Origin of the sequence: Anaerocolumna chitinilytica (assembly GCF_014218355.1) — a bacterium.
Taxonomy (GTDB): domain Bacteria; phylum Bacillota; class Clostridia; order Lachnospirales; family Lachnospiraceae; genus Anaerocolumna; species Anaerocolumna chitinilytica.
This window is the reverse complement of record NZ_AP023368.1, coordinates 94,191-107,110: the sequence shown is the minus strand read 5'-3', so window position 1 is coordinate 107,110 and position 12,920 is coordinate 94,191. Positions and strand designations below refer to the sequence as shown.

Annotated in this window: 10 protein-coding genes; 7 read left to right on the top strand and 3 right to left on the bottom strand. The window is 39.5% G+C overall.

Annotated features, from left to right (window positions below):
* Positions 1–38: 38 nt before the first annotated feature.
* On the bottom strand, positions 39–1,142 hold the full coding sequence (locus bsdcttw_RS00470; RefSeq protein ID WP_185257511.1) for a hypothetical protein: 1,104 nt from the start codon (positions 1,140–1,142) through the stop codon (positions 39–41).
* Positions 1,143–1,277: 135 nt separating this feature from the next.
* Positions 1,278–3,275 carry a methyl-accepting chemotaxis protein gene (locus bsdcttw_RS00465; protein ID WP_185257510.1) on the bottom strand — a complete coding sequence of 666 codons (1,998 nt, stop codon included), beginning with the start codon at positions 3,273–3,275 and terminating at the stop codon, positions 1,278–1,280.
* A 507-nt stretch (positions 3,276–3,782) separates the two neighbouring features.
* Between bsdcttw_RS00465 and bsdcttw_RS00460 the strand changes: the two genes are divergently transcribed.
* The 5 genes from bsdcttw_RS00460 (at position 3,783) to bsdcttw_RS00440 (ending at position 10,288) form a co-directional block, all read left to right on the top strand.
* Positions 3,783–5,099, top strand: a complete 1,317-nt coding sequence (locus bsdcttw_RS00460) for a YcxB family protein (protein WP_185257509.1) — start codon at positions 3,783–3,785, stop codon at positions 5,097–5,099.
* A gap of 127 nt (positions 5,100–5,226) precedes the next feature.
* Positions 5,227–5,913: a response regulator transcription factor gene (locus bsdcttw_RS00455; protein WP_185257508.1), complete on the top strand. Its 687-nt coding sequence runs from the start codon at positions 5,227–5,229 to the stop codon at positions 5,911–5,913.
* Between the two features lie 13 nt (positions 5,914–5,926).
* Positions 5,927–7,099 carry a HAMP domain-containing sensor histidine kinase gene (locus bsdcttw_RS00450; protein ID WP_185257507.1) on the top strand — a complete coding sequence of 391 codons (1,173 nt, stop codon included), beginning with the start codon at positions 5,927–5,929 and terminating at the stop codon, positions 7,097–7,099.
* 61 nt (positions 7,100–7,160) lie between these two features.
* A complete protein-coding gene (locus bsdcttw_RS00445) occupies positions 7,161–7,922 on the top strand; it encodes an ABC transporter ATP-binding protein (protein WP_185257506.1) in 762 nt (253 codons plus the stop codon).
* A gap of 8 nt (positions 7,923–7,930) precedes the next feature.
* A complete protein-coding gene (locus tag bsdcttw_RS00440; protein ID WP_185257505.1) occupies positions 7,931–10,288 on the top strand; it encodes an ABC transporter permease in 2,358 nt (785 codons plus the stop codon).
* Here the strand turns inward: bsdcttw_RS00440 and bsdcttw_RS00435 are convergent.
* The gene (locus bsdcttw_RS00435) at positions 10,275–10,877 is read right to left on the bottom strand and encodes a TetR/AcrR family transcriptional regulator (RefSeq protein WP_185257504.1); all 603 of its coding nucleotides are present in this window, start codon (positions 10,875–10,877) and stop codon (positions 10,275–10,277) included. The genes bsdcttw_RS00440 and bsdcttw_RS00435 overlap by 14 nt on opposite strands.
* Positions 10,878–11,094: 217 nt before the next feature.
* Here bsdcttw_RS00435 and bsdcttw_RS00430 point away from each other — a divergent pair, with 217 nt between their 5' ends.
* Together bsdcttw_RS00430 and bsdcttw_RS00425 are read left to right on the top strand one after the other, a co-directional pair.
* On the top strand, positions 11,095–11,823 hold the full coding sequence (locus bsdcttw_RS00430; RefSeq protein WP_185257503.1) for an ABC transporter ATP-binding protein: 729 nt from the start codon (positions 11,095–11,097) through the stop codon (positions 11,821–11,823).
* On the top strand, positions 11,820–12,842 hold the full coding sequence (locus bsdcttw_RS00425; protein ID WP_185257502.1) for an ABC transporter permease: 1,023 nt from the start codon (positions 11,820–11,822) through the stop codon (positions 12,840–12,842). The genes bsdcttw_RS00430 and bsdcttw_RS00425 overlap by 4 nt, the downstream gene beginning before the upstream one ends.
* Positions 12,843–12,920 lie beyond the last annotated feature (78 nt).

Sequence of the window (12,920 nt, the reverse complement as noted above, 5' to 3'; positions counted from 1 at the left end):
GGAATCAGTTAGCTCCTTTTGTTATTTCCTGCTTTTAATCAATTTTCTGTGTGCTCTGTCCGGTAATAGGCAATAGCCTCGGATATAGTAGCAATGTTTTTCTCGTTCATAAGTTGAATCAACACTTCCAGCTTATTCTTATCAAGAAATTCCTTTCCCAGATAAGCTTCGTATTCGGAGGCAATTAACAAAGAAAGATTCTTCATTGTCTCCTGAATTTCCTTGCTGTCGCTGTAAACCTTCGCATACTCTTTCTTAAGCCGGAGAAGTTCTTCCTGATGCTGCTGGTTAATTTCATCCCTGATTACATTTCGGGTACTGTTCTCAAAAGTACCAAGGGCTTCTTTCTTGCCGCTGTTTATCTTGTTAAGCTCCTCTTCCAGCTCCAGGACTTCTCTGTCAAAGTCTTCTAACTCATAAACGCTCTCATCTTTATCCTTTAAGATACCTTTACGGATGTTATTTATCTTTCTGCGTATTAAAGCCATCTGCCTTCTAATCTTTTGTATCTGGACAAAAGTACTCCGATGCCTGTTTTTAATATTATTCTCAAGCAGCAGATATATTCCTCCGAAGAGCAGTACTATAAACGTATAAATAAGAAATAAAAACACCAGTTTTTCTTCGGGAAGCAGCTGTGTATAGATAACATATGGGAGTGCCAGTAACAATACCGCCACTGTCAATATAATAACGAGTAAATCTGCAAGCTTTCCGGGAAAAAATATAGAGTAAAAAAATCGGTTATGAAGAATTAAAGGAATCTTATTCCCTTTATACAAATCCTTGATCTCAAGATTTAGCAAGCGGTATTCTTCTCTTGTGCCTGCTGTTTCATTATCGATTCTCTCATTTACCTTTTCAGTTTTTGACTTCATTTTACGATTCTTTATTTTTTTTATCTGCTGTCTGGTAAGGTCAAGCTGGGCATCATAGGTCTTCTCTATTTCTTCTTTCCGCTGTCTTAGAGTGGTGCTTATCTCATCAGCAATATCCTTTTCCATCCCCTTGATACTCTTTTCAAGCTTGGCTTCTTGTAATTCAAGGCTTTCACTCTGATTCTGACAATCAGTTAAATCGGATAGTTTTTGTTTGACAGTCTCGAGTTCCTTTACTCCGCCGGATAATATATTGCCTTGCATCACTTTTCCTCCCTTTGTATGAAACTTTATTTTTGATTTTACCCGATTACCCTGCAAAGGTCAATCCTTTTAGACAAAATACAAAGGGAGAAATCCCGTAAAAACCCCACGTTTTTCACATCTGCTACCGGTTTCTTATAATTGGAATCTGCTTACTACCGATTCCAGCTTTTCTGCCAGTTCATCCATCACTTTACTGGATTCCGCCATTTCTTCCAGGGATGCAGTCTGCTCTTCAACAGAGGCAGAGAGTTCCTGGGTAGAAGCGGAATCTTCCTCTGCAATAGCCGACAGGCTCTCCATCGTTTCGATAATTCCCGCCTTAACATGCTCCATTTCTTCTCCGCTCTTATTCAGCTCTTCTACCGCATCATTGGCTTTTAAAATCGCTTTTGTTATACCCTCAAAACTCTTTTCATTGTTATCAACGCTTAGAGACTGCTCTTCTATGGCAGCTCCCATCTTTTCGATTGTGAGTACGGCGCCTTTTGTATTTTTCTGAAGTTCATCTACTATTCTGTCAATTTCATTGGTGGAAGCAGAGGATTGTTCTGCCAGCTTTTTAATCTCTTCTGCAACAACTGCAAAGCCTTTTCCGGCTTCCCCGGCTCTGGCGGCTTCAATTGCTGCATTAAGGGCAAGGAGATTGGTCTGTTCTGCAATTTGAGTGATGACTTCACTGGCTTGTCCGATCAGTTCCGCGCTTCTGTCAGTTTTATTGATTACTTCTTTAATTTCCTTTGCGGCAATGTTGTTCTCTGTTGTTTTTAACCGAAGAATTTCAAGTGCGCTATTGCCTTCATCTATCAGTGATACTACCTTTTTCGTAGCCTTGTTTAGAATCTTAAAGCTATTTTGATTTTTTTCAATTGCTTCTCCCAAGTCCTGAGCCCGCATGCTTCCATCCTGGGTATGTTCTGCATGGTTGGTCGCTGCCTTTGCCAGCTCTCCTATGGTAGTGGAAATCTCCTGGGAAGCTATGGCTGATTCTCCTGACATCATAGACATTCTGCCTGCCGTATCGGACAGAGCACCGGAAGCTCCCTTTAATTCTCCGACGATACCGCGAAAACTATCCGTAATGTTTTGGAGCGCTACAGCAAGATTCCCTATCTCATCCTTTCTCTTTCTGTATTTTTCATCGATATTAGCAGAGATATCAAGACCTGCAATCTTTTCAGCCTGTTTTACTGTATTAACAATCGGATTAGCAATACTGTTTCCCAAAAGCACTGTGACAACTATTCCGATAATAATCGCTACGGCAAATACGATAGCAATTACCATCATAAGGTCATAGACTCTTGAGAGGGCTTCGCTTTTGTCCGCTGTAACCACATAATGCCAGTTGGTGTTCGGAATAGCTGCAAAAGCCGAATATACTTCTTTGCCTTTGTATGTATATTCATAAATGCCTTGTTTTTCTTTTATGACTTTTTTAAAAAAGGCTGCTGTTGATGCCATGCTCTTATCCTTGTCAGCCTGCTTGATTGGGTTAAACAAACTTGTAACCAGTTTTTTATCCGGGTGTGCAATAACGGTTCCCTCTCCGTTTATCACATAACCATACCCATTCTTTCCATAACCCATGTCACCGACCATATCGCTGATTTTATTAGCATCGCTTCTTGCCAGAACAAGTCCTATTACTTCCTTCTCCTTGTATATAGGTGCCGCAATCATAACAACCGGCCCATTGGTGACTTTACTTATTATAACATCTGAAATTACGGTCTTACCTGTCAGTGCTTCTTTTATATAATCCCTGTCAGAAAGATCTGTCTGACTGTCATCCGAATATTGGGCTATTCCGCTCATGCTAACAATTCCAAGCTCCATAAAGTCTGTCTTTTTCAGATATTCCAGCAGAATTGGCTTCTGCAAAAGGAAGGACATGCTCTGTATGTAGGTTTGCCCCGCAATATCTTGTACAATTAACTTTTCATTTTCCATTCTGCTCTCAATGAGCTTGGCATCATCATCTACTAAAGTGCGTATTCCCTCATTGGTCTGTCCTCGTAAGTTCGTCCTGGCTGTCTGGATAGATACCAGCGCCAGGCTTCCTGCCACTAATATCAAAATGGCAAGGTAGCTGATCAATAGCTTTGCTTTTATTGTCCTCATTGTTTTCATATAGTTATCCTCTCCTCTTAAGTGGCTTTTTCAACAAAAAGCTTTACTTTTCTACATTCTAACATTTGGAAATTTTAAAAACCATATTAATATTGCTCTGTTTCTGTATGAATCTTGCTTTTATACTATTACGAAACTGCTGACAGCGAATTAAGATATTAATATGTTACTGTTTTTTTTGATTTTATTAATATTTCTTTCAATCTCTTAAGTATTCTTCATTGTTTTTTAATGATTTATCCAAACTTCAGACACATTTATATTTTAATATATTACTAGAAGTCAAGGGAACCCCTCTCCCTTGTTCATATAGATAATGCTTTTTCATAGAGCCGTCATTTACTTCTTCCCCTCAAGAAAGTAAATGGCGGCTTCCCCCTTTTATTGGGCATTCTTTGAAGTCTTAAATTTTTAATAAGTTTATTATCTCTTCGTAAAAACCGTAGAACTTTACCCCAAATCGTGGTAAGATATTAATACAGATTTCTTCACAAGGAGATAAACTTCATGAAAAACAAAGTACTAAGCGGCCTTCTTATAGCAATCGTTTTAACTCTGGCTGTAATCCCCTCTGCCCATGTTCAGGCAAAGGTTCAGAGTTTCTCTGATATCTATCTGGAGCTGTCTTTGCCGGATGATGCCATTGTGCTGACAAAAGATTCCCCCGATACGGACAAGGGTTGGCAAACGGCAGGCATCGTAAATGTTAAAAACGAAAAGGATAGTATGACTAAAATGGGGGTCCGAGCCATTTTTTTCGACCCTGAAACAAAGTCCCTGGTAAGATTACTCCAAAAGCAGTCAAGCCAGACAAGCAAGATTTTTAATCTTTCTCTGCTTTCAGATCAGAAAAAAACAGATTTCTTTAATAGCCTGACTGATTCAAAAGAGGAAAACACCAAAGCATCCATAGAGGAATATCCCCAGAAGGAAGCTGATTTTTTTCGTTACAATATTGAGATAACCAAAGATAACACCACTATGAAGGAACTTATTTATGGTACCATCGTAAACGGCTACACCTTTTCCTTTGATATCTATCAAAGCAATAAGTCAACACCTATTGATGAGACCTTTGTTAAAGCTCTGGTGGATGGTACACATTTCACCAAGTTTCTAGACAAAGCTGAAGTCGAAAAAGAGACAAAGAATGCTGCCATACTTGCATTAGCCGAGTTTGCCGCTATCATTATCATCCTCGTTGCATTACTTGTTATTCGTAAAAGAAGAATTAAAAAGCAGAAATTCCAGAAAGATGTTAAAGCAAGTGCGCTATCTAAATTTTACGAAGCCAAAAAAGCAAGAGAAGAGCAAAGTATTAAGGATGAAGTAAAATTTATAAACCGTACAAAATATACTGACCAGGTTATAAAGGATTTCTGCTACTACGACAGGTTCATAAAACATTTCCTTACCTGGTTCGTCCTTGCCATTCTTTTCTTAGCTGTTCTGGTTATGGTATATTACTCAAAAGCCGGAATCTTAGGCTGCCTTATTGCTGTCATATTGATGTTTGTTTTTGTATTTTATCAGGGTGTCAGCGTTGAGAAAGTTATTGAGAGAACAATAAAGTCTTATGATAAGAACAAGGGGTTAGATGCGGTATTTACATTTTATGAAGATTACTTTACCTTATCCGGTATCCAATATATCTCCAGCTTCCCCTATTTACAGATAACCGATATCAAGCAGCATAAGGATTATATCTATCTTTATCTTGGCTCGGATAAAGCTTTTTATCTAAAGAAGGATAGCTTTGATAAGGAATCCGCTGCTTTTCTTGAATATCTTGGACCTATCGTAAAAGCAGGTAATACAAAATAAACGGATAAAAAAATAAGGAGCCTTTCGGCTCCTTACTTTTTTGTCCTAATCACCATTCTTAACATTCGACTTCCATTTCAATATCTGATAAAATAAGAATCAGTAAATTTATGAAGGACGGAACTGTATGCAGAAGAAGCAAATACTTGTAATAGATGATGATACCGACTTATCCTATATTGTATGCGATATGCTGGAGAATTACGGATACAGTGTAACCTGTGCGGAGGACAGCGAAGCCGCCTTTGCTCTGCTTACCAGTCATACTTACCACCTAATTCTATTGGATATCAATCTGCCGGGCATGTCAGGCTTTGAAGTATGCCTTGCCCTTCGAAAGGTCTCAAAAGTTCCGGTACTCTTTGCCAGCGCCAGAACCAATGAAAATGACCGGATTACCGGCTTTGATATCGGGGGGGATGATTACTTGCCAAAACCCTATTCCCTGAAGGAACTTCTGGTCCGGGTAAATGCGCTGATCCGCCGCACTTACGACTACCAGGAGGAAGAGGAAATTATATGCATTGATTCTATAGAGATTCATCCTGCTGCCAGACAAGTAAAGAAAAGCGGTGAATTAATCTCTCTTTCCTTAAAGGAATATGACCTGCTTGCCTTTCTTTTAAAGAATAAAAATACTGCTGTTTCCAAAGAACGGCTTTTATCAGAGGTCTGGGGTGCTTTTACAGAAGTGGAGCCTTCCACCTTAACGGTACATATCCGATGGCTGAGAGAGAAGTTAGAAGACGATTCAAAGAATCCGCGGTTTATTAAAACCGTCTGGGGAATAGGCTATATGCTTCAAACCATCTGAAAGGGAATGTGCCATGAAAGGAAAATTGCTCGCAATCACAGCCTGCTTTGCAGGAGTTATCCTTCTAATCTCTCTGCTGCTTGCCTACTCGGTAAAGGCAGAGACCAAAGAAGAAAAAAAGGCGGAACATATTGTTGCTCTCAATGAAATCTCACAACTTGCAAACCAAGCAATCACAGACAATGATAAAATAACAGAAGAACTCCTGCAGGAAAAAATTAAGATATTAACTAAAAATATACGTACTGATACTTATCAAAGCTCCGATACTCTTTACCGAACGATTCTGTTATTAGGAGCAGGGTCCCTTACATACTTGTTTCTGGTCTTTCTATATGTCTATCTTTCCATTCTCCGGCCTTTCGACAAACTAAAGAATTATGCTGAAAGTATATCCAAAGGAAATTTCGAGGTAGCTCTGGATTACGAGCGTTCCAATTATTTCGGAGCATTTACCTGGGCTTTTGACCAAATGCGCAAAGAGATTACCAGCGCCAGGTCCTGTGAACAGGAAGCTATTGACAATAATAAGACTGTTATTGCTACCCTATCCCATGATATTAAGACTCCCATTGCTTCCATTCGGGCTTATACGGAAGGCCTGGAAGCCAATATGGATTCAACTGCAGAAAAGCGGGCCAGATATCTGGGCGTTATTATGAAGAAATGCGATGAGGTCACCAAACTTACCAATGACCTGTTTCTTCATTCCATTTCTGACCTTGATAAGCTTAAAGTTGTATCAGAAGAAGTAGAACTTTGCTCTTATTTAAACCACATACTAGAAGAGATAAACGGGGCTTACAGGGATGTATTCTTTACAAAACCAGGCTTTGACCTCTATGTTAGCATTGACAGAAACCGTACTTTACAACTGGCAGAGAATCTGATTAATAATGCCAGAAAATACGCAAAGTCTAACATTGATGTCATGGTAAAGAAAGAGGACTATAATGCCATAATCTCTTTCAGGGATTATGGTCCCGGAGTTTCTGATAAAGATCTCCCCTTCCTTTTTGATAAGTTCTACCGGGGAAGAAACTGCGGAAAAGAACAAGGTTCCGGCCTTGGTCTTTATATTGTCCGCTATATTGCCGAACAAATGATGGGAACGGTAACGCTGATCAACCATACAGACGGCTTAGAAGTTGTGGTTAGCCTGCCGATTATTTCCCATAGCCTTTAAGGATTTCTTAATATTTCTTCTGATAAAATACTTTCATAACAGAAAGAAAGGATTCTTGAATATGAAAGAAGCAATACTGTCTGCTAAAAGTCTGTGTAAAAGTTACGCTCACAATGGCGGTCAAAACCACATATTAAACCATATTGACCTAGAGATCTATAAGGGGGATTTTACTGTAATAATGGGAGCCTCCGGTTCCGGTAAATCAACTTTACTTTATACTATAAGCGGAATGGACCGGGCTACCGCAGGAAAGGTTTTTTTTAAGGACAATGAGATTACCAAGCTAAAAGAGGATAAGCTTGCGAAGTTACGGCAGGGGGATTTTGGCTTTGTTTTTCAGCAGATGCATCTGGTGGGTAATTTAAGTCTATTTGAAAACATTGCAGTTACCGGTTATTTGAATAAAAATCTGCCTTCCCAGGAAGTAATTAAAAGAACGAACACCCTTCTTGAAAAAATGGGGTTAAACGACATGTCTAAAAGGATGCCTTCCCAGGTTTCAGGCGGAGAACAGCAAAGGGCTGCCATAGCAAGGGCTGTAATAAATAAACCCTGTCTGCTTTTTGCCGATGAACCTACAGGTGCTCTTAATAGAAAAAACACTACGGAAGTTCTTAATCTATTAACCGAGCTTAACAAAGAAGGCCAGAGTATTCTCATGGTTACCCATGATATGCGGGCTGCTCTCAGGGCTACCAGACTTCTATATCTGGAAGATGGCAGAATCATCGGCGAACTTAATCTTCCCACTTTTCAGTTAAGTGATGAGAAAAGCCGCGAAGCTCAGGTCGACGCTTGGCTTTCCTCCATGGAATGGTGAGGTGTCCTATGGAGATTATAACCTTACTAACAGCAAATCTGCGTTCTAAAAAGAATGCACTCATCAGTGTATATATTCTAATGCTTATTGTTACAGCAACCCTTACTGCCGTAATCAGTGCAAATGATAATTTCAGCAGGAATCTTATCGATGCTCAAAGATCCGTTGACACCGGTGACCTTGTTCTTACAATTGACGATAAATATGCTACAGATGAATTATTTGATAAAATAAAAGAAAGTCCGGATGTAAGCCGTATACGGGATGTAGAGACTATTACTTCCCATAATTCCGTCACAAACGGAAAAGAGCTGACTAACCGCTCTTTGCTTATAGCCTTCCAAAAGAATAAACAGCAATTTTTCCTCTACAACAAAAAAGAGAATGGCTTTGTAACGAAGGTTCAAGAACCGGGAGAAGGAGAAGTGTATGTGCCTGTCAGCCTGAAACAGCTGTATGGCTGTAAGATTGGCAGCGCTTTTACATTAAAGACCAATCATGGAGATGTGACCTTTCATATTAAAGGATTTATTGAGGAACCATTCGTAGGCGGATATTTTCTGGGTATCAAGACTATGTATATTTCAGAAAATGACTATAGAAAATTATTGGCTCAGAATATTGATAACGCTTCAGATACGGAGCCCATGCTTATAAACAGCCATGCAGTTCACATCTTTAAAGAAGCTAAAAGTAAATTATCAATGGCGGAATTCCAAAAGGAATTGAACAAATACAGCGGACTTTCCGATTACGGCATGACGCTATCAGCAGAAGATGCCAGAGACTATACTCTTATCTTTAACAATATAGGCGGCGGAATCCTCTATGTTTTCATCCTGCTTCTCTTCTTTATTGTATTAATTGTAATGGGGCACAGTGTCAGCAGCAGTATAGAGATGGATTATGTCAGCTTAGGATTTTTAAAGTCCCAGGGGTTCACCACAAGAAAGCTGCGGCTTTTGTACTTGCTGCAATATCTTTTTGCAGAAACCTTAGGGGCTCTGACCGGTATCTTTGCTGCCATTCCTTTTGTTAAACTTCTTGGAAATATCTTTCAGCCCATAACCGGCATACTTGCAACAACAGAACTCTCCCTTGTAAAATGTCTGCTGATTATAGCTGGTATTCTGCTGATTGAAAGCCTGTTTCTCCTTCTTAAAACCATACGTTTAGGGAAAATATCGCCGGTCCAAGCAATTTCAGGTGGTATCAAAGACATATACTTTGACAGCCGGCTGATGATTCCTGTTGGAAAACGGGCACTTCCAGCCAAACTTGCCCTAAGACAATTTACTTCCAACAAGCGGCAATATACCGGAACTATCCTGATTGTAGCTATCCTGGCTTACTTTATGATATCCATGACGATACTTGCAAATTGTATGCTGCCAGAGTCCGTTGAAGAGAGCTTTGGCGGAATAATCTCCGATATCAACCTAACTTTTACGACCACTTTTCAAATGGAGAAAGCCATTGAAATTGAACATGAAATCGAAAAAATTACTCCTATAAAAATGTCTCTGTATGCAGCTTATAAATATATCGCCGTGGATGACACCGAATATAACTGTGTTATTTATGATAAACCGGAGCAGTTCAAAAGTATCTTAAAGGGAAGAGCCCCTCTTTATGAGAATGAAATTATCATTACGGAGATTCTTTCGAAGGAAATCGGTAAAGGGATAGGAGATACCGTGACCCTATCATACCGCGGAAAAAGAGGCGAATACCTTATCTCCGGGATCTACCAATCCATGCGGGATGTGGGGAAATGCTTTGCCATGAACTTAAAAGGTGAATCCTTACTAACAGAAGAACAGCCCAGTGACGCCTATATTCAGCTGGAGGATAAGGAGAAAACATCTGAGGTGATATCCATGCTGAACCATAAGTTCCCCTCACTCTTAGAAGCCAGCACCTCCAAGGAAACCGGAGATATCAGTGATATGATACAGTTTGCCCTAAACACAATAGCAATCGTTATCTATACTGTGTCCATCTTCTTTATCCTGGTTGTGGTAAATATGGTCTGTGGTAAGATATTCTTAAAAGAAAAGAAAGATATTGGTATCTATAAGGCTTTGGGCTTTACTTCCAGAAATCTTCGCCTTCAGTTTGCTCTAAGATTCTTACTGGTAGCTTTCATAGGCTCAACCGCAGGTATGCTGCTTTGTATCCTGTTCAATGACCGGATGTTAAGCCTGCTCCTTCATACCGTTGGCATAACGAACTTCCAAACCGTTTACAGCCCTTTTACCTTGCTGCTTCCTATGACGCTTATTTGTGTATGTTTCTTTCTCTTCTCCTATCTGTCCTCCAAAAGAGTACAAAATGTAGATATTAGAGAACTTATAACGGAATAATTTCCACGGCCTTCAGAAGATTTTTCGGAGCACTCTCTAAGATAGATGCAATTAATTCCGCCATTTCTTCCGGAGTCTCCTTCATACCACTTCTTAGCCATTCACCTATAATACTCGTCTGTATACCTACGATAATAGCAATCATGTAACGTTGGGGGATTTTTAATTCCCCCTCTATGCTATTATTTATTATGGTTCTTATGGTTTCACTGAGTTTATGGAGAAAAGAAGGGTCTCCGTTATCATTTATCATAAGGGAAAAGAACCTGGCATTATCACTGACGTATCTGTATACTTTACTCAAAGCAGAAATTGGCTTGCCATCGGCAAGCCCTTTATTTTTCATAATTTCAAAAGGCATGTCCTTTACTATCTCTTTTAACCCCAGAAGGACATCCTCTTCCAGACTATTAAGCAGATCATATTTATCTGTATAATGCAGATAGAAAGTATTCCTGCTGATGAAAGCTTTCCTCGTTATACCCTCTACAGTTACTTTTGTAAATCCGACTTCTTCCATCAGCTCTAAAAATGCTGTCTTAATCATATGTCTGGTCCGTATTACTCTTAGGTCTGCTTTCTTATCCATAATAACTCCTTTGATAAATATAGTTAAACTAGCCTTTCAACATAACGGTCATTCCTTATCAACACACCTTAGGTTTATGCCATGGATTGCCAGGTACAAATGTAACCCTTCGGTGATAATGGACAGTTTTTAATAAAGTGACCATTGATAAATAATGGACAGGTGTATTATAATTTCTTCAGAAATAAAAATCAATCACTTTTGAAAAGAGGCGCTTATGGACATTACAGGTATCAATATTTGTAAAAGCTTTCATAAAAAACCCGTTATCAGAAATATATCCCTTTCCATCCCTTCAGGAGAAATCATTTGTCTCTTAGGTCCCAGCGGTGCTGGTAAAACGACACTAATACGTCTGCTTATCGGAGCCATCCCCGCTGATAAAGGTGAAATTCGTTATGATAACACCCCCATACCCAACCTGAAACTTCTTAAAAAAATTGGTTTCATGCCCCAAAATGATGCAATCTACGAAGATCTATCCGGCATAGACAACTTGTTCTTTTTCGCAGAACTTTACGGCTTGAAGAAAAAGGATTCTGTAAGACGCATTGATGAGGTGCTTAAGCTCGTTGATTTAAGCCAAGATTCCGCAAAGCCTGTCAGAGAATATTCCGGAGGTATGAAGAAGAGATTATCTCTTGCAGCCTCATTGCTCCATGAACCGGAAGTCCTTTTATTAGATGAACCTACCGTAGGTATTGATCCGGTACTGCGAAAAACTATCTGGAGACAGCTAAGGCAACTAAAAGAACAGGGAAAAACTATCATTGTATCAACCCATGTAATGGATGAGGTAAGTGAATGTGATAAGGCTGCACTTATCTATCAGGGAGAACTTATACAATATGATACGGTTTCCAATCTTCTATCTCTTACAGAGTCGGGTAAAATAGAAGAGCTGTTCTTTATGGCAGCTAATAAGAAAGGCGGTGAGGAAAGATGATAAGCCTAGCCAAAAGAGTTATCCGCCAAATCCTAGGGGATAAACGTACCATGGGACTTATGCTATTTGCTCCCTTACTGATTCTTACCCTTATATACCTCCTGCTCGGCAACTCTTCCTATACCCCTACCATTGCAATAAATGAGCAAAAATTGCCGGAAGCTTTCGTCACTGCTTTGAAGGAAGAGAATACAGTTATCCTTAATACAACGGAGGCTGATTCTGACCCGAAAGCCTATCTTAAGGAAAATACAGATGTGGACGCATTCCTCTCCATGTCAAAGACAGGAACCACCATTACCATGTACGAAGCTTCTAGTAAAAGCGGTAAGGCGATGAAAGCAATCCAGAGTGCTCTTGAAGCACTTAACCCTGCCATGAAACTGGACACCGGCTATGTTTACGGAGGAGATGAGGATTCCACCTTTCAGACCATGGGATATATCTTCCTTGGAGTAATTGCCTTTTTCTTCATCTTTATAATATCCGGTATGGCTCTGGTTAGAGAACGTAACAGCGGAACCCTTGAGAGAATGTTAATGACCCCCATTCAAAGGAGAAGTATTATCGGTGGTTATACCATTGGCTACGGTATCTTTGCTATTATTCAGACAATTATTCTGGTTCTGTTTAGTATCTATGTACTTGGTTTAAGCAGTAACGGAAATGTCCTGTGGGTAATATTAATCATGCTCTTACTAGCCGTCGCTGCAGTATCCCTGGGAGAATTTATCTCTATCTTTGCCAGCTCCGAATTTCAAGTGGTACAGTTTATACCAATCATCATTATTCCCCAGATATTTTTCTCCGGACTGATACCCCTTGATACCCTGCCTTATCACCTTGGCGTATTAAGCTATATTATGCCCCTATTTTATGGCTGTTCTGCTATTAAGAAAGTGATGGTATACGGCAACGGCTTATCCGATATCTATTACTTTTTACTGGCACTTCTGTTTTATATTGTTGTTCTCAGCAGCTTTAATACCCTCGTGTTAAAAAAATACAGGAAATTATAATTCCATACACAAATTCAACAGGGAAAGCACTAGTGCTTTCCCTGTTGTCTTATTCCTGATTATTAATTTTATAGAATG

Coding starts and splice junctions, on each gene's coding strand:
- bsdcttw_RS00470 (WP_185257511.1), bottom strand. CDS start 1,142: ATGCAAGGCAATATATTATCCGGCGGAGTAAAGGAACTCGAGACTGTC.
- bsdcttw_RS00465 (WP_185257510.1), bottom strand. CDS start 3,275: ATGAAAACAATGAGGACAATAAAAGCAAAGCTATTGATCAGCTACCTT.
- bsdcttw_RS00460 (WP_185257509.1), top strand. CDS start 3,783: ATGAAAAACAAAGTACTAAGCGGCCTTCTTATAGCAATCGTTTTAACT.
- bsdcttw_RS00455 (WP_185257508.1), top strand. CDS start 5,227: ATGCAGAAGAAGCAAATACTTGTAATAGATGATGATACCGACTTATCC.
- bsdcttw_RS00450 (WP_185257507.1), top strand. CDS start 5,927: ATGAAAGGAAAATTGCTCGCAATCACAGCCTGCTTTGCAGGAGTTATC.
- bsdcttw_RS00445 (WP_185257506.1), top strand. CDS start 7,161: ATGAAAGAAGCAATACTGTCTGCTAAAAGTCTGTGTAAAAGTTACGCT.
- bsdcttw_RS00440 (WP_185257505.1), top strand. CDS start 7,931: ATGGAGATTATAACCTTACTAACAGCAAATCTGCGTTCTAAAAAGAAT.
- bsdcttw_RS00435 (WP_185257504.1), bottom strand. CDS start 10,877: ATGGATAAGAAAGCAGACCTAAGAGTAATACGGACCAGACATATGATT.
- bsdcttw_RS00430 (WP_185257503.1), top strand. CDS start 11,095: ATGGACATTACAGGTATCAATATTTGTAAAAGCTTTCATAAAAAACCC.
- bsdcttw_RS00425 (WP_185257502.1), top strand. CDS start 11,820: ATGATAAGCCTAGCCAAAAGAGTTATCCGCCAAATCCTAGGGGATAAA.